The following is a 17,714-nucleotide window of genomic DNA, read 5'->3' as shown; positions in this document are numbered from 1 at the left end:
CGTCAATTTCCCAGTGCGGCCTTCAGACGCTTGCGCCAGACGTCCGGCGTCATGATCGAGGCGTTATCCCACAAACCGGCGGCGTCCGGACCCTGCGAGTACGCGGGCTCGAAGATCTGCCAGACGAGCACCTGTGGCTTGGTTTGCTTGAACGCGGGCGATTCGAGGTATTCGAGCAGCATCACCCACTGGCCGACGTTTCCCGGCTTCCAGTTCACCGAGACCGGGCGGTCGAGCAGATTCGACAGCTTCTGCGGGAAGCCGAAGTACGGCTGCATCATGCTGTGTCCGGTGATGTGGACGGGCGCGGGGGCGTCGTCGAGCAACTCCTGACCTTCCGACGGGCGGCGCACGGTGAAGACCTCGCGGCCGATTTTCTTGCGCTCGTCGGCCGTCAGGAACAGATCGGCCAGATCGCCGTAGCGACGGTCGTTGACCATGCCGCCCAGGGGCATGCCCGTGCCCGGCTTGCCGGCGAGCACGGGCACGTCCTTGCGGATCATCTCTGCCGTGGCTTCGGCGGTCGCGTCGGCGGCGACCTGTGTCCAGTGCTGGTCGGTGCGGTAGTACACGTCCTGGCCGCCGTTCTTGATACGGCGCAGGATGGCCTCGTCGTCGAACGTGCTGATGCCTGCAGCCTCGAGCTTGCCGAGGATGGTCCTGTAGCGTGCCTTGACTTCCGGACTCATGACTTTGTCGTCGGGAAGCTTGTCCTGATAAAACAGCGACTTGTCCGGCAGCAGCAGCACTTCGAGCTTGATTTGCTTCGCGGCGAGGGCGTCGCGCGCCTCGCGCACCAACGCCGTGTTTGCGTCGATGCCGCGCGTGTCGACCTGCGTGAGACTGCCCCAGCCCGGGAACAGCCAGTTGTCCTTGCCGCGGATGATCAGCGTGGACGCGTCCTGCGCTTGCGCGGCGCCTATGGCTAGCGTGAGCGCACACGCCGTCAGGCAGCGCACGAGGCCATGCCCCAGACCACGGCTAAGTCCGCGCGATACAGGGGTTTCGGAAGCAAACGGGGTCATGCTGCAACTCCTCGATATCGATGAAAACGTGTCAGGCACTGTGTCCGCGCTCAGTACGAGAGCGTGAAGGTCAGGAACAACCCCTTCGCACGATCCGCCTGCCCGCCGCCAATGTTGAAGCGATACTGCGTGGCAAAGTCCACGTAGGAACGCGCCGTGTTGTAGTGATCCGATCGGAAGTAATAGCGGACGTTGAAGCCGAGCCCGGCGCCGAGCGACCACGAGGACGCATTGCCGAGCAGTTCGTAGTCGTCCACGCCAGAGATCGGCAAGCCTTCCACGCGATCGGCCGTCTTGATCCAGTCCCCGCCCAGCACCGCATACGGGTAGAGCACGAGATGCTCGCTGATTTGATCCATACGGAAGCTCTCACCCGCGCGCACCTCGAAAGCGCCGAAGTACTGGCGCCGCTTGACCTTGCCCGAAGTGCGCGTCGTCGTTGCGCCCGTGGTGTTGTCCGTCAGCCAGAGATCGGACGGCATGTCCTGCCACGCATAACCCGCCTGTACGTAGCTCTCGAGCGTAAACCAGCTCGGCTGGTCCATGCGCAGCTCGCTGCCGATGTAGTAGCCATACGTCATGTACGCTTGCCAGCCGCCATTGCCGGCGTTGGACCGGTAGTTCCCGGTCGCGTTCTGCTGATTGAGTGCGCATCGCAGATCCTGACGCTTGGGCTGGAACGTGCCAGTACGCGTCGCCGTGCCCAGGTTGAACAGGCGCTCGATGCCGAAGGTCAGGCCGATATCGGTGGACGGTGTGAAGCGCACGCCGAGAATGCCCTGCGTCGTCGGAATGCCAGCAATGCCCCGGTTGGACGTCGGGTCGATGTTGATAGGCGCCTGGCTGCAGGGGTCGAGTCCCGTCTGCGCGAGCGTGCGACCGCCGCCGTCGTAGAGCGTGTTCGACACCTGCGCGTAGGCTTCGAAGGCGCGGCCGTTGGCGTTCAGCCAGCCGCGCGGGCGCCAGAACACTTCGGCGGTGCTGAATACGGCGTCGCCGGGCACCGAGATCGCCGCGCCGCCCAGCGCACCGCCCGCAGGACGCGCGCCGCGATAGCCGACCGACACCGTTGCGCCCCATTGACGCGATACATCCGCGATCGCCCCACGCGTGTCGTACAGTTGCTCAGGCGTGAGCGGCAGACGCTTCGCGTCGTACTCGTCGATGGCGTGGCGGAACGTCGCTTCGGCTTCGTCCTTCTTGCCGGCGGCGGCGAGCGCATAGCCTTCGGCCAGCACGATGTCCGGTGGCGCCTTGCCGGACGCACGTGCGGCGCGGAAGTCGTCAACGGCGAGCGCCGGTTCGTTGAGCCGCTGACGCAAATAGCCGCGTTGCACCAGCAGGTCGGGATCGTTTGGCCTTTCGGCGAGCGCCTTGTCGATGCGCTCGCCCGCTTCCTTGGCCTGCTCCGCATTGCCGGCGGCCAGCGTCGACGTTAGCAGGTTCTGGTAGATCGGACTCTTGGGATCGAGTTCAACCGCGCGGCGCGCCTGCCTGATTGCTTCCTGGTAATCTTCGCGGTCGTATGCCGCATAGGCCTGCGCTGACGGGCCTCCATAGCCGACGGTGTCGTATGGCAGCAATTCGTAGACAGTGCCGTAAGGCGTCTCGCGCGGATCCTGGATCGGTGCCGGGAAGTTGGCCTGCGTGAGTACCTTCGGCGCGCGCTTGCCCGAGCGCGCGAGCTTCAGGCGCTTTTTCACCAGCTCGTCCCTGCTTTCCTTGCCATCCTTATCGGCCAGCGGCGCGAGCAGCGCGAGCGCGCGCGCATGATCGCCCGCCGCGAGTGCGGCGTCGACGGCGATCAGACGCACGTTGCGCTGCTGTCCCTCGTCGAGCCAGTCCTGCTTGAGCGCCTCGTCAAAATCGGCGTCCGCGAGTTCCTTCTTGCCCTGTAACGCACGCAGATACCCGCGCATTTCCAGCGCCACGGTGTTCTCGTCGTTCTGCTTGAGTGCGTCTGTCGCGGCGGCCTCCGCTTCGGGCAGTTGCTGGTCAAGCATGAGCGCGGAAATCAGCAGCAGGCGGTAACTGTCGTCGTCGGGCGAGAGCCGCACCGCTTCGCGCGCGAACGGAATGGCATCCTTCGGCTTGTTGTCGATGATCGCCTGATAGCCCCGGCTTGCGGGCTCGACGGCCATGCGCGCACGCAGCACCTGGATGCGCGCCTTCAGGTCCGACGTGTTGGGAGCACCCAGCGAGATCGCCGTGTTGGCTGCAGCGACACCGTCTTCGAACTTCTCCTGCGCTTCGAGTCCCGCGATCCACAGCAGCGCCCAGGCGCCCTGCGTCGGATCGATGCGAAAAGCCTGCTCCGCGTGTTCGGTCGATTCCGCGTATTGCTGCGCGTTGTATTCCGAATAGGCCTGCGTGGCGATCGGGAAAGCGCGACGGTAGGCTTGCGTCGGCGGCGGTCCGCCCGCCTGCGCCTGGCTGAGGTTGGCGCTCGCGTCGCGCAGCGCCGGCGAGTCGAACCCGTACTTGATAGCGTCCTCGACGGCTTTGCGCGCTTCGTCGAGCTTGCCGGCCCGTTGCAGCGAGTACACGAGCAGCATGCGCAGGCGCAGCACGTCCGGGCGCAGGCGCACGGCCGCCGCAGCCGCGCCCGCGGCCTGCGCGAAACGTCCGGCCTGATAGTGTTTGTAGGCTTGATCGGCAAGCTTCCAAGCTTGCCCGGAAAGCGGCGCGTCGCCGCTCGGGCGAGCCGAGCGCGGCGGGGTCTGGGCCGCCGCCTGTGTGGCAGGCCAGCAGCAGGCCATGGCCGTGACGAGGAAAAGCGTACGGAAAGGCGGCTTCATGTCGCGACGGAAGAAGAATCATTGGGTTGCAATGCCGGGCCCGCCCCGCCTTGTTGAAACGAGATGGCTTCGTGCAGCGTGGCTTCGTCCAGCCAGCCCTGCTCGATGAGAATTTCGCCTAGCGGCCGCCCTTCGCGCTTTTGCACGTCCAGCGCGTAGGCGAGCTTCGTTTCGTCGATGGCCTGCCAGGACATGAGCAATTCGCCCAGGCGCTGACGCTGCTGCGAGAGCTGGTCGGTCGACGGGAAGTCGTGCATCGTCTTGTCCCACACCAGGCGCTTGCCGGTGATGAGGTGGACGATGAACAAGCGCCACGCGCGGGCTGCCGCCATGGCATTGATGAAGTTGCCGATCACCATGCGCGGAAACGCCAGCAGCGCATGCTCCCACCCGTACATGTGGTACACAAAGTAGCTGCGCTGGAAGACGCGCAGCGCCAGCGCCAGCGCGTTGATTCCCATGAGGGTGACGAGCCAGCCATTGGGCGGGAACACCGACGGATAATAGATCGTCCACCAGCCCATCCTGTCGGCCAGCAGAAACAGCAGGAAGTTCACCAGCAGCACGTAAGCGATGATGGCGACGAACGACGTCACCAGCCCCTTGCGGTCGCGAAACAACAGGTACTTCGTGGCGAGCGAGCCGGCCCAGCCGACCTGCATCCAGCCCTGCAGGCCAATGCCCAGCGTCCAGCGCGCCTTCTGACGATAGGCAGTCTTGAAGGTGTTCGGGAAGTACTCGCGGATACCCAGCGGCATGCGGATCGTCGAAACCTTTTCCCGGCCGAAGCCGAACAGCCCGCGGCGCTTGACCACGTACTCGACCGGGAACTTGCCGAAGATCTGCTTCATGCCCTTGCGCGCGAGCCGGGCGCCGATGTCGTAGTCCTCGGTCAGCGTGTCGGTGTTGAACGGCTGATTCTGCGTCTCGGCGGCAAGCTCCTCGAGCGCGCGACGCGAGAAGCAGGTGCCTACACCGGCCGAAGGCACCATCTTCGACAGGCTCTCGCGCACCACCAGATCCTTGGTGTGCCATTCCGCGAACTCGTCCATGTAAGTGCCCGCGACCAGTTCATACCACTCGCGCTCGAGCGATGTCACCGGCAGTTGGATGAAGTCGATGCGCGGCAGCAGGTAGTTGTAGTACTTGAGCTCCAGTGGGTGAAGCACGTCTTCGCTGTCGTGCAGGATCACCCCGGCGAACGGTTCGGCCTGTTGCTGGTTCTGCTTGAAGATCGCCTGCACGATCCAGTTCAGGCAGTCCGCCTTGCAGGTCGGCCCGTCGTGCGGCACCTCCACGCGCACCAGCTGACGGTAGCGGCGGCGCATGCGTTCGACTTCGTTCTTGGTCTTGTCGTCGTTGCGATACGTGCCGACGAAGATCATGTAGTTCTTGTACTCGAGCGTGCCCACCATGCTCTCGAGCATGGCCGCGATCACGTCGTACTCCAGCCATGCGGGCACCATGATCGCGAGCGGCTGTTCGCGCACGGCACGCAGCTGCGACGCCTGCAACGGCGCGTATCGGCGCTTGATGAACAGCGCACGGTAGAGCTGGCGGCCCCAGTACCAGCCATCGATGAAGAGATCGTCGATGGCCGAGAACAGGATGATGAGACCGACCACCGCGCTGATCACCTCCAGCACGTGATAGTAGTCGGCCACCAGGTAGGGCCAGTAGAGCGAGGAGATCACGGCGTCACGCCCCTGCCGGTCACTGGCCGTTCTGCTTCTTGCGACCGGCGCGCAGCGCCAGCACGAGCACTACCAGCATCGCAAGCAACGCGATGGCGATTGCCGGCACGCCCCAAGACACGTAGCGACGCCATTCATAGAATGCGCTCTCGCCGGCGCCGGGCGGCTGGCTGGCGTCCGGGTTGCTGGTGTCGATCCAGGCAACGGGACCGGCCGGGCCGATGATCGCGAGGTTGCCCCGATTGAGCAGGAACGGCTCACCGACATCCGCCTTCGCGTCGCCCACGGCGTACCACAACAGACCGTCTTCCCCGCCGCCGCGTACGACTTCCGCCGTCGACAGGTTCTGCAACCCGGTGATGTCGAGCCACTTGGCGTCCTTGCCACCGATCTCGAGACGCTTGCGATCGGACACGTTTACCGTCGGCTTGGCGCCATCGACCTGGACTTCCATCGCCACGAACGGTTTGGACGGCTTCACGCGCTTGCCGTCCGCGGCGACCGTGAGTTCCGTGCGCGACGGCGCGAGACCGCTTGCCGCCGCAATGCCGATCACGCGGCGAATGTTCGCGGGGGCGTCCTGCAGATATCGATCGGGCACGATTAGCTGCGGGTTGCCCGCCATGAGCGGCAGCAGGCCGACGAACGTACCGTCCGGCTCAGCCTTGCCCGGGCGGATGTAGCTCGCGGCCGGCAGCACATTGACCGGATAGGCCTGCGGGATCTCGTCGCAGTTCGCCGAATACGGCTGACGTTGCACCGATACGCGCAGCGTGTTGTTCACGCCCAGCACGTAGCCCGGCACGCGCGCCTTGAGTTGCTCGGGACGGCCGTTCGCGTCGAGCTGTTTCGCCGCGAGCAGGATGCCGTTCCAGAAAACCGTCGCCACCGGCTTGGACGCCGCCGGACCGGGCGCCGCCGACAGATACAGCGAAATTTCACCGGGCATGCGGCCGTCGGAGGCGACCGCGCCGAGCGGGAAGCTCACGGTCCAGTCGCCGCGCGCGAGCACGTCGAAGCTGTCCGACGAGCCGCCCAGACTCGAGAGCCGCACGACCTGCTTGTCGGCGATGTCGGGCGTATGCGCGACGGGCACGGTCACGTTGTTCGACAACAGCAGGCGGCGCAGCGCGTTGTCGAACAGGCCCGCGGCTTGTGCGCCGGCGTCGCCGGCCACGGCGATCACCGACTGATTGCCCATGTTAAGCAGGCGGATCTGCTTGGCCGCGAGGGCGTCGTTGGCCAGCGGTGCGCGCTGGGCGCGCCATGCCTTGAATGCATCGGCTGCGTCCGCGTCGCTGGCCAATTGCGCCTGCAGTGCGTCGAAAGCGGCGGCCAGGCGCGCGCGCAGGGCCGCATCGGCCACCACGACGTCGCCGCTGACCGACGCGGCGTTGAGCGCCAGCAGTGCGCCGAGCTCGGCGTCGTTGGCGAGCTTGTGCGTCGCGCTGTTGTCGCGCAGCGCGGCGAATGCGGGCACACCGGCGAGACCGGCCGGGACATTGACCCCGCGCGTATCGACGACGTCGCCGACGGCCGGCAGCGCCCGCACGGTCACGCGCTTGCCGCTGCGCTCGAGCGCAACGCCGATGCGCCAGGCGCTGTCGAACGCGTCCTGAGCAAGCGTCCTGGAAGCCACGAGCAGCGACGGTGTGCCGGGCAGCGTCCCCCAGGCGTCGTCGAGGCTAGACACCGACTTCTGGTCGATGCGATACGTCAGGCGCGTTTGCGGCGTGATCGTCACCGAATTGGCCAGCGAACGGTCGGGCTCGCAGCGATACTCGCCCGTGCGCGAATGCCAATTGACGGAAAAACGCACGAAGCCCGAGTCGCGCGGTCTCGGTGAGACGGCGAGCGTGCGCTGCAGCGGCCCGTCGCCATCGGGCAGCGACTGGGACGTCATCGGCTGGCCGTCGATGGACAGCACCACCGACGCCGCGCCGCGTTCGCCCTTCAGGTAGCGGCCATCGAAGGCGATCGATGCGTCGGCCAGCGGCAGGCCCTTGGGCACCGGGAGATAGAAGTCCTGGCTTGCGTCGCCCGAGAGCACGACCGGCGCCGTGATACCCAGGTCCGACAGCGCGATGCTGCGCTGCAGGTTCGTACCCGCGCCGAGTGCGCGCACGCTGTCGCCCAGGGCGCTCGCATGCGCGACGGCCGGCGCAACGGCGCCCAACACGCCGAGCGCGGCGAGCACGCCGGCGGCGACCCGGCGCGTGCGGGGCGCAGGCGTCGGCGGCGCCAATGACGAGGGGGACGGCGTGTCGGGGGCTTTGCGGCCGCGCGTGGCGGTCGTGGCGGTCGTGGCGGGCAACGGGTTAGGCTGCGGCATGATGGTTCCGTGAGTAGGCGCGTCGCTCGCACGAGCGATCGAGACAGAGTGAGTGGGCATCGGCATGGAGGTCGGGACAGTCATCGGGAGCGCTCCGGCATCGTGTCAGGACGCATGGCCGGGCGCGGCGGCGTCCGGATCGAACTCGCTCACCGCGCGTCCACACAGGGCGTCGACAATGCGTTGCGAGGCGTGACCGTCACCGTAGGGATTGAGGCGGCGCGAGAACGACGTGTGATAGGCCAGCTCGTCGAGCAGGCGCGACACGCCGGCCACGATGCGCTCGCGATGGGCGCCGACGAGCGCCACCGTCCCGGCGGCGACGGCCTCCGGACGCTCGGTCACGTCGCGCATGACAAGCACCGGCTTGCCCAGGTACGGCGCTTCTTCCTGCACGCCGCCGGAGTCCGTGAGGATCACATAGGCACGCTGCATGAACCAGACGAAGTCGACGTAGTCCAGCGGATCGATGAGGTGCACGTTGCTGAAGCCGGACAGCGCTGTCATCACCACTTCGCGCACGGCCGGGTTCAGATGCACCGGATAGACGATCTGGATGTCGTCGCGGCGCGCCAGGTCCGAGAGCGCCGCGCAGATGTTGCGGAACCCGTCGCCGAAGCTCTCCCGGCGGTGGCCCGTCACGAGCAGCAGGCGGCGCGAGCTGTCGAGCCACGGATAACGGTCGGCGACGCTGCGGGCGAGCGGCGAATCGTCGCGCAGACGTGCGGTGAGCGTGGCAAGCGCGTCGATCACCGTGTTGCCGGTCACGGCGATGCGGCCCTGCAGGTTTTCCCGCAACAGGTTCTCGCGCGACGTGGCCGTGGGCGCGAACAGCCAGTCGCCCACGGCGTCCACCACACGGCGGTTCATTTCTTCGGGGAAGGGCTTACCCAGATCGCCCGTGCGCAGGCCGGCCTCGACGTGGCCGATGGGAATGCGGCGATGGAATGCCGCCAGCGCGCACGCCGACGCAGTGCTCGTGTCGCCGTGGACCAGCACGTAGTCCGGCTTTTCGTCCTCGAGCACGGCGTCCACACGAGCAATGGCGCGCGAGAACAGCCCGTTGAGCGTCTGGTTCGGCACCATCACATCGAGGTCGTACTTCGCCGACAGCCCGAAGAGCGACATGACCTGATCGAGCATTTGACGATGCTGACCCGTCACGCAAACCACGCTGTCGATGCCGGGCTCACGATCGAGCGCGGTCACCAGGGGCGCCATCTTGATCGCTTCGGGGCGCGTGCCGAAGATAGACAGAACTTTCATCGTTATTTCTTTGGTCGGCGTCTGCTCACGCCGTATGGCGCGCAGGCTCATCTCGTCCCGGAACATCGGACAGGGCTAGCTCGGAAACAAGGACGGGACGACAGCAGCGACGCTACGACTATTGTGTCGGTATCCGATATATTGATATCGGTCGTCTGCGCGACGAAGACCTGCGAACGACACCGACCGACCCGGCCGGGATCGAATACCCCCCTCTTGCCACCCGATTCCCCGCTGCCAATCACGCGTTTTTTCGCGGCAGCACAAACCAGGTTGGTGCGCATAGTATAGGTCCACCGTCCCCATACAGTCCCCCCATCAGGGAAGAAACGAACGCTGTAGCGTCTCAACAACAAAAAAAGTCCTTGGAAATCAAGGCCGGGCGTGCGTGCGGTCCACAGGGGCCCCCAAGGCGAAAGGACGGGCAGCGCACGGAAGTCCTCGCGCGGCGCGCTTCGGCGCGGAACGGCGGGTACGTTGCCGCAGGCGCATCTTGCCAACGATGCAGCCATGGAGCGTTGCACCCTGGGGAGCGGTCGATGGGGCTCGGGAACGCTGTCATATCCGCGACATCTTGTTCGCCCGGGCAGGCCGCGATCGCGACGGGTGTTCGCACCGGGTGAGAAATCCGGCTCGGGACGCCCACGGGCAAATCGGGGCCCGCCCCAGAATGTCAACGCAAGAGGTGAACGCAAAAGGTAAACACAAAAGGCCGGATGTCACGAAGACATCCGGCCCTGGTATGCGTTTTGCCGAACCCGACGCCGGCGGGCCGCGATGTGCGGATGTCACACCGATGCCGATAGATGGCGTCCCCTAGGGGATTCGAACCCCTGTACTCACCGTGAAAGGGTGATGTCCTAGGCCTCTAGACGAAGGGGACGTAGACCGTCATTCGTTTGGTGGAGGTAAGCGGGATCGAACCGCTGACCTCTTGCATGCCATGCAAGCGCTCTCCCAGCTGAGCTATACCCCCGCGCGAAGAGGCGTGACTATAGCGCGTTTGAACGCGGTGGGCAACCGCTTTCGTCCTTGCGCGCTACCCAGGCGCCATCGGCGGGCCGTTCACCGGACGCGTTTGTCGTCACGCGACGCGAGTAGAATCGCATCGCGCGGCCGCGTGCCGCGACTTTTGACGGGACATCCTCATGAAGAAAGTGGTTGCACTGGCACTGACGGTCGCCGCGAGCTGGGCACACGCCGAGCGCGTCGGCGACGTCAGTACCGCATTCAAGTTGTTGGGGCCGGATCACAAGATCGTCGTGGACGCCTACGACGACCCCAGGGTACCAGGCATCACATGCTACGTCTCGCGCGCCAAGACCGGCGGCGTGAAAGGCATGGTCGGACTGGCCGAGGACAAGGCCGAAGCGTCGATTGCCTGCCGCCAGGTCGGACCGGTCGCCTTCGGCAAGCCACTCCCGCACGAGGAAGAGGTCTTCTCCGAAGGGCTGTCGCCGCTGTTCAAGAAGCTGCGCGTGGTGCGCATGGTCGACAAGACGCGCAACACGCTCGTCTACCTCACCTATTCCGACAAGCTCATCGACGGGTCGCCGCAGAACAGCATCACCGCCGTTCCCATCGATCGCGCCACACCGATTCCCACGAAGTAGCCGACGGCGCACGCGCCGGGCGGGAGCGGACCGCCACCTGCGTCACGCGCGCGGCAACCCGAATCGCTTCAACTTCCGATACAGCGTGTTGCGGCTCACGCCGAGCCGGCGCGCCGCGGCGCTCACCTGTCCCTGGCAGGCGTCGAGCGCGGCGCGCAGCGCCTGGCGTTCCGCAGCCTCCAGCGGCGCTTCGAGCTCCCGTGCCGCCTCGTCGCGCCCGAGCCGCGAAGTGTCCGTCTCTCGCAATTCCTCCGGAAGGTCGCCCAGCGCGATCACACCGTTCTCGCATAGCGCCACGAGCGTGCGGATGACGCTGCGCATCTGACGCACATTGCCGGGCCACGCATAGGCGCAAAGGCGCTCCTGCGCTTCGTGCGTGAGCGCGATGCGGCCTTGCGCGTGCGTTTGCGAGAGCAGATGGAAGATCAGTTCGCGCTTGTCCTCACGCTCGCGCAGCGGCGGCACGCTGACTTCCAGACCGTTCAGCCGGTAAAAAAGGTCCTCGCGAAATTGGCGCTCGACAATGCGCGCCGGCAAGTCGCGATGCGTCGCGCTGAGCACGCGTATGTCGAGCGGCACCGGTTCGCCGCCGCCCAGCGGCATCACCATGCGCTCTTCCAGCACGCGCAGCAGGCGGGTCTGCATGGCAAACGGCATGTCGCCGATTTCGTCGAGAAACAACGTGCCGCCGTTGGCCTGCCACAGCTTGCCGTTCATGCCCTCCTTGCGCGCACCGGTGAAGCTTCCGCCCACATAACCGAAGAGCTCGCTCTCGATCAGCGACTCGGGAATCGCCGCGCAATTGAGGGCAACGAACGGTCCGTTCGCCCGGGCGCTCGCCGCATGAACGGCGCGGGCGAAGACCTCCTTGCCGCATCCGGTCTCGCCGCGGACCAGTATGGGCACGTCATGCGCGAATACGCGGCACGCCCGCGCAAAGGCTTGCGCGAGCGCCGGGTCGGCGAACGGTTTCGCCGCCTTGTGCTGCGCGACGCCAGGGACCTCGTGGCTGCGACGCGGCCCACGCACTGCCGCGCGCGAGGGCGCCCGCACCATGGCCAGCAACAGCTCGCTCGTATGGGTGCGAATCGGCCAGCACGTGTTCGGCGCGGGGTGCCCCTGCGCGAAGAGCGAATCGAGCGTTGGCGCGAACCACCGGTCGATGCGCGAGCCCACGATTTCCCCGCGCGTCGCACCCAGGCGATTGAGTGCGCTTTGGTTCGCGGCGAGCACACGCCCCGTGTCGTCGAAAGCGATCAGCGCCTGCGCGAAGCCGCCGAGGTGATCGGCCTGCTCCTGCAATTGCAACAGCCATTCGTCGCGATACTGCTGGAAGAAATACTCGCTCTCCACGACCTTGGCGCTCAGGTTCACGAGGGCCAGCGTGTGGAATTGGCTCTGCCGGGTAACGTCAGCGCTCGTGGACGACACGTCGATGACGGCGAGCAGCTCGCCCTGCGGCGCGAAGACCGGGCTCGCGGTACACGTGAGCGAGGTATGCAGCGCGCGGAAGTGGTCCTGCCGGCAAATGATCACGGGCGCACGCTCCACCAGGCACGTGCCAATGCCATTGGTGCCCTCGCTCGACTCGCTCCAGTCCGCACCCGGCCAGAGGCCCGCACGATGGAAAGCGTCGCGCGAACGGTCGTGCAGGCGGGAGTCGACGATCACGCCGTCCGGGCCGGTCAGCAGTACGGCCTGATCGGGGTGCGTCAACTGGCGTTGCAGGCGTTCGAGCACGGGCATCGACACGTGACGCAGGCGCTCCATCGCATGGCGTCGCTCGCGCAGCTCCGATGACGCGAGCACACGCGGCGCCATGCGCGCGCCGGGATCGAGTGCGTGTTCATCGAGGCAGCGGCGCCATGAACTGGCGATGTTCGGATCCGTCGCAGCAACCGCTGACGTCGCATCGCCCTGCACGACGTTGAGCACGCGGCGCGCGTGCGCGAATTCTGGAGTGGCTGGCATTGGTCGTCTCCCCCCGCCGGATGGTCGCGTAGTCGTTCCCGAAGCATCCCCCATGCCGAGGCCGAGCGCAATGCGGGAAATCAATCGTGTGGCGTGCGGCGATTGGCTGTTCCACGGACGTGACACGTAGTGTCATGAGAGGTGACACCACTGTCACGGATCCGATACACGTCGACCGCTCGAATATCGGACAAAGCTCGTCGGCGCGGGGCTCGGCGCCGATGGCCCGCGAATTGCTTGGGCGTGGCGCGTGGCCGATGCGCCACCACCGACACCACAATATCCGGAGACACGACATGCGATACGCCCCGCCCGGCACGCCCGGCGCCCTGCTGTGCCTGCAACCGCGTTATGAAAACTACATTGGCGGCAAGTTCGTCCCGCCGGTGGAGGGACGCTACTTCACCAACACGTCGCCGGTCACTGGCAGCGTGATCGGCGAATTCCCCCGCTCGAGCGGGGCCGACGTCGAGCTCGCGCTCGATGCCGCGCATGCGGCGGCGCCCGGGTGGGGCAAGACGTCCGTTCAGGCGCGCTCGCGCGTCCTGCTGCAGATCGCGGACAGGCTCGAAGAAAATCTGGAGCGTTTTGCCGTCGCCGAGACCTGGGACAACGGCAAGCCGGTGCGCGAAACGCTCGCTGCGGACATGCCGCTTGCCATCGATCATTTCCGCTACTTCGCCGGCTGCATCCGCGCACAGGAAGGCACGGCAGCCGAGATCGACACGCACACGGCGGCCTATCACTTTCATGAACCGCTCGGCGTCGTCGGCCAGATCATCCCGTGGAACTTCCCGCTGCTGATGGCGGCGTGGAAGCTGGCCCCGGCGCTGGCGGCGGGCAACTGCGTCGTGCTCAAGCCGGCCGAACAAACGCCGCTCACGATCACGCTGTTCGCTGAACTGGTCGGCGATCTGCTGCCGCCGGGTGTGCTCAACATCGTCCAGGGCTACGGTCGGGAGGCCGGCGAAGCGCTTGCGACGAGCCGCCGCATCGCGAAGATCGCCTTCACGGGATCGACGCCCGTGGGGGGACAGATCCTGGCAAAGGCTGCGGCCAACCTCATCCCCAGCACGGTGGAGCTCGGCGGCAAGTCGCCGAATCTCTTCTTCGACGACATCATGAAAGCCGAGCCGGAATTCATCGAGAAGGCCGCCGAAGGGCTCGTGCTGGGATTCCTGAATCAGGGGGAAGTGTGCACGTGCCCGTCGCGCGCCCTCGTGCAGGAATCGATCTACGAGCCCTTCATGGAAGTGGTGATGGCGCGCGTCGCGCGCATCAAGCGCGGCGACCCGCTCGACACGGAGACGGCGGTCGGTGCGCAGGCGTCGCAGCAGCAGTTCGACAAGATCCTCACGTACCTCGATCTCGCACGCAAGGAGGGCGCGCAGGTGCTCACCGGCGGCGGCATCGAGATGCTGGACGGTCCGCTCGCCTCGGGCTACTACATTCAGCCGACGCTGCTCAAGGGCGAAAACCGCATGCGGGTGTTCCAGGAAGAAATCTTCGGTCCGGTCGTTGGCGTAACGACGTTCCGCGACGAAGCCGAAGCGCTCGCCATTGCCAACGACACCGAGTTCGGCCTGGGCGCCGGCGTGTGGACGCGCGACATCAACCGCGCCTATCGCGTGGGTCGCGCCATCCAGGCCGGACGCGTGTGGACGAACTGCTATCACCTCTACCCGGCCCACGCGGCGTTCGGCGGCTACAAGAAGTCCGGCATCGGTCGCGAGACGCACAAGATGATGCTCGCCCACTACCAGCAAACGAAGAACCTGCTGGTGAGCTACGGCACGCAGCCGCTCGGCTTCTTTTGAGTACCGCCTCTATTCGGCGTTGCGTTTGCAGCAGATCAAGGAAGCATCGCGCCTGCGGTGCGATGCTGTCCTCAACATCCGCGAATGAATCCGACATCGTCCCGGCGTTGGCGTCCGGCCCCGCATGGCCTGACACGCGCGACGGTACGCCGTTCACGGAATCGACAAGGAGCACGACCATGAGCACGACCTTCTTCATCCCCGCAGTCAACATGATGGGCATCGGCAGTCTCGACGAGGCGATTGCCGCGCTGCGTCAATACCCTTTTCGCCGCGCGTTGATCGTGACCGACGCGGGACTCGCCAAGGCCGGTGTTGCCGGGAAAGTGTCGAAGCTGCTGGCGCAGCAGGACATCCAGTCGGTGATTTTCGATGGCGCGAAGCCCAACCCCACGGTGGGCAACGTGGAAGCCGGCCTCGCACTGCTCCGGCAGCATCAGTGCGACTTCGTGATCTCGCTCGGCGGCGGCTCGCCGCACGACTGTGCGAAGGGCATTGCCTTGTGTGCGACCAACGGCGGGACGATTGCCGACTACGAGGGCGTCGATCGCTCGAAGAAGCCGCAGTTGCCGCTCGTCGCCATCAATACGACGGCCGGGACGGCAAGCGAGATGACGCGCTTTTGCATCATCACGGATGAAAAGCGCCACGTGAAAATGGCGATCGTCGATCGCAACGTGACGCCGCTGCTGTCGGTCAACGATCCCGCGTTGATGGCAGCCATGCCCCCAGGGCTGAGTGCGGCCACCGGCATGGACGCCCTCACGCACGCGACCGAAGCCTACGTCTCGACGGCCGCGACACCGATCACCGACGCCTGCGCACTGAAGGCCGTGACGCTGATCTCACAGAACCTGCGGCGCGCCGTATCGCACGGTGACGACATGACGGCGCGCGAGAACATGGCGTATGCGCAGTTCCTTGCGGGGATGGCATTCAACAATGCATCGCTCGGCTATGTTCATGCGATGGCGCATCAGCTCGGAGGCTTCTACGATCTGCCGCACGGAGTTTGCAACGCCGTGCTGCTGCCGCACGTGGAGGAGTTCAACGCGAGCGTGAGCGCCGGCCGCCTGAAGGACATCGCCCGGGCCATGGGCGAGAAGGTCGATGGTCTGAGCGACGAAGCGGGCGCCAAGGCCGCGATTGCCGCGATTCGCCGCCTGTCGAAGGACATCGGCATTCCGGCGGGTCTGACCGAGCTCGGCGCGAAGCAGGAAGACATTCCAACGCTGGCGGCCAACGCGATGCAGGACGCGTGCGGCTTCACGAACCCGCGGCGAGCCGAACAGGCCGAAATCGAGGAAATTTTCCGGCGGGCGTTCTGATCAAGGAGCCCCCCGCCTCTTCGCGTTCCATGCCCCCGAGTCACCGCTGTTTCCGTGACTCGTGTTGTGACACCTTGCGAGCGTATCCCATTGCCGTCGGATGCGTTTCGATACGTTTCGAGCGTAGACGCATTCGACGAATTATTCGGAAGTTACTGAAACTCAAGGCCCGGCGCTGCTGCGATGATGAAATTGGCCACGGGACCGGCCAATTCACACACTTCTACGGAGGTTCTCTATGAGCGCCAAAGACGGTACGAAGACAGGTGGGGACGGTAAATGGGGCGGACTCGACATTCCGAAATCGCTGGCGCGTGAAGGGCATGTCGTCTGGTTTTATGAGCACAACCGGTATCTGGGCTTGGAGTGGGACGAACTGGCGGGCGAAATCAAGAAGGCGCATGTCGCGAATCCCGAGAACGCCATTTACTTCGATACGTTCGCGCACGCGGTTGTCGCCTCGGACCGCCTGGTGAGCCCGAGTCTCGTTCTCTACTCGCCCGGCAAAGGGCTCCGTCCACAGGTGAAGGGCTGACGATAGCGGCAAGTTCATCGGGTTGACCGGGAAGGGTCACGCGAATCGCGTGGCCCTTTTTTCGTTCGGCTGCGTCGATACGCCGCGCGCGTTTTCTTTCGGCGTCGATACGTTTCGAGTGTCGACGCGTCGGGAAAATGGATTCAGACGTTGCTGAAACTCAAGGCACGGCACTGCTGCGATGATGAAATTGGCCACTATGGGCCAATCAACCCTCCTTTCATGAGGAACATCTATGATCGTCGGAAACGGAACGAAAGCAGGCGCTGGCGGCGACTGGGGCGGGCTCGATATCCCTAAGTCACTGGCACGCGAGGGACACGTCGTCTGGTTCTATCAGCACAGGCGATATCTCGGCCTGGAATGGGATGAGTCGGCCGGAGAAATCAAGAAGGCTCATGTGGCGGACTCGGAAAACGCCATCTACTTCGACAGCTTCGCGCACGCCGTCGTCGCCTCGGATCGCCTGACCAGCCCCAGCCTGGTGCTCTACTCGCCGGGCCGGGGAATGCCAGTCAAGGTGATGGGATAACGGAAGCGGAGGATATGGGCCCGCTCCGGGAGCGGGCCGTCGAGCGTGTTGGCGTTGCGCTAACGAGCGGGCGCCCGGCGCGCCGATGCGGGTACGCGGCATCGTGGCCGGTCGCCGGCGTATCGTGTGGGTGTAGGACGGTTCCGATTGTGATTGGACCGGCCGGTGCCGGCGCGATCTCAGGATGGTCGGGATCGGCATTGAGCAGTACGGCATTCGCGGAGGAGCGGAAAGAAACCATGCGAATCGCGAAACCGGCGTTGCCGTGCCGGGTTGAGCCTCCACCGTCATTGCAGGCGTAAGGCGAGCAAGCGGGCGATGGCCAGGATGGCCGAGAAGCCCGCGGCCGCGGCGCGCGTGGAAGGGCAAAAGAGGCGAAGGGACGCAAGGGCAGAAGGGGCAAGTCGAAGTCATCTGGAATCGACTTGCCGCGAGCGTGGCCCCATTGCGAGCGCCGCTTCGAACGACTTTCATGGCGGCGAATGCCGCTCGCGTCCGGGCGCTGCGCCTGTGCAGCCCCGACGCCAACGTTGGCATTGGAAACGCCATGCCCAGAACTGAAGGCGAATATCCCGGCAAGCGCCGCGTATAGGCGCGCCACATTGAAGTGTCAGAGAGGGGACGGGAGGAAAAACGACGCTCAGCCGGCCATACAACAAACACCCGCCATAACGAGCATGGCAAGCCACTATTCGCCCGGAAACCGTCGGTGAAGCCGCCGCGCTGATATGGATTGGAACGCAAACACGAGGCACCACATCGCCTCGATGTTGGTGGAAGTTGCCGAGCTCAGCACGACACCT

11 protein-coding genes and 2 tRNA genes are annotated in these 17,714 nt (G+C 65.5%); 5 read left to right on the top strand and 8 right to left on the bottom strand.

Annotation, left to right across the window (positions count from 1 at the left end; translation table 11 throughout):
• Window positions 1–2: 2 nt before the first annotated feature.
• From PNO31109_RS14210 to PNO31109_RS14180, 7 genes are all read right to left on the bottom strand, one after another.
• On the bottom strand, window positions 3–1,025 hold the full coding sequence (locus tag PNO31109_RS14210; protein ID WP_150556116.1) for an alginate O-acetyltransferase AlgX-related protein: 1,023 nt from the start codon (window positions 1,023–1,025) through the stop codon (window positions 3–5).
• Between the two features lie 50 nt (window positions 1,026–1,075).
• Window positions 1,076–3,823, bottom strand: coding sequence for an NfrA family protein (locus PNO31109_RS14205; protein WP_150556115.1), 2,748 nt, complete (start codon window positions 3,821–3,823; stop codon window positions 1,076–1,078).
• Window positions 3,820–5,517, bottom strand: a complete 1,698-nt coding sequence (locus PNO31109_RS14200; RefSeq protein WP_150556114.1) for a glycosyl transferase family protein — start codon at window positions 5,515–5,517, stop codon at window positions 3,820–3,822. Before PNO31109_RS14200 ends, PNO31109_RS14205 begins: the two co-directional genes overlap by 4 nt.
• Window positions 5,518–5,536: 19 nt before the next feature.
• Window positions 5,537–7,849: a cellulose biosynthesis cyclic di-GMP-binding regulatory protein BcsB gene (locus tag PNO31109_RS14195; protein ID WP_244958174.1), complete on the bottom strand. Its 2,313-nt coding sequence runs from the start codon at window positions 7,847–7,849 to the stop codon at window positions 5,537–5,539.
• 105 nt (window positions 7,850–7,954) lie between these two features.
• Window positions 7,955–9,115, bottom strand: coding sequence for a non-hydrolyzing UDP-N-acetylglucosamine 2-epimerase (gene wecB, locus PNO31109_RS14190; RefSeq protein WP_150556113.1), 1,161 nt, complete (start codon window positions 9,113–9,115; stop codon window positions 7,955–7,957).
• 807 nt (window positions 9,116–9,922) lie between these two features.
• Window positions 9,923–9,998, bottom strand: a tRNA-Glu gene (locus PNO31109_RS14185).
• A 17-nt stretch (window positions 9,999–10,015) separates the two neighbouring features.
• Window positions 10,016–10,091 (bottom strand) — tRNA-Ala (locus tag PNO31109_RS14180).
• Window positions 10,092–10,263: 172 nt separating this feature from the next.
• Between PNO31109_RS14180 and PNO31109_RS14175 the strand changes: the two genes are divergently transcribed.
• Window positions 10,264–10,728 carry a CreA family protein gene (locus PNO31109_RS14175; RefSeq protein ID WP_150556112.1) on the top strand — a complete coding sequence of 155 codons (465 nt, stop codon included), beginning with the start codon at window positions 10,264–10,266 and terminating at the stop codon, window positions 10,726–10,728.
• A 42-nt stretch (window positions 10,729–10,770) separates the two neighbouring features.
• On the opposite strand, the gene PNO31109_RS14170 is transcribed toward PNO31109_RS14175, so the two are convergent.
• Window positions 10,771–12,699 carry a sigma-54-dependent Fis family transcriptional regulator gene (locus tag PNO31109_RS14170; RefSeq protein WP_150556111.1) on the bottom strand — a complete coding sequence of 643 codons (1,929 nt, stop codon included), beginning with the start codon at window positions 12,697–12,699 and terminating at the stop codon, window positions 10,771–10,773.
• A 296-nt stretch (window positions 12,700–12,995) separates the two neighbouring features.
• Here PNO31109_RS14170 and exaC point away from each other — a divergent pair, with 296 nt between their 5' ends.
• From exaC to PNO31109_RS14150, 4 genes are all read left to right on the top strand, one after another.
• Window positions 12,996–14,516: an acetaldehyde dehydrogenase ExaC gene (exaC, locus tag PNO31109_RS14165; RefSeq protein WP_150556110.1), complete on the top strand. Its 1,521-nt coding sequence runs from the start codon at window positions 12,996–12,998 to the stop codon at window positions 14,514–14,516.
• 179 nt (window positions 14,517–14,695) lie between these two features.
• Window positions 14,696–15,844, top strand: coding sequence for an L-threonine dehydrogenase (gene yiaY, locus PNO31109_RS14160; protein ID WP_150556109.1), 1,149 nt, complete (start codon window positions 14,696–14,698; stop codon window positions 15,842–15,844).
• Between the two features lie 238 nt (window positions 15,845–16,082).
• Window positions 16,083–16,379: a hypothetical protein gene (locus PNO31109_RS14155; protein WP_150556108.1), complete on the top strand. Its 297-nt coding sequence runs from the start codon at window positions 16,083–16,085 to the stop codon at window positions 16,377–16,379.
• A 235-nt stretch (window positions 16,380–16,614) separates the two neighbouring features.
• Window positions 16,615–16,911, top strand: a complete 297-nt coding sequence (locus PNO31109_RS14150) for a hypothetical protein (RefSeq protein ID WP_150556107.1) — start codon at window positions 16,615–16,617, stop codon at window positions 16,909–16,911.
• The last annotated feature ends 803 nt before the right edge of the window (window positions 16,912–17,714 follow it).

It is taken from the genome of Pandoraea nosoerga, assembly GCF_902459585.1.
GTDB lineage: Bacteria > Pseudomonadota > Gammaproteobacteria > Burkholderiales > Burkholderiaceae > Pandoraea > Pandoraea nosoerga.
The sequence above is the reverse complement of the archived record's forward strand: the minus strand, read 5'-3'. Positions and strand labels throughout refer to the sequence as shown.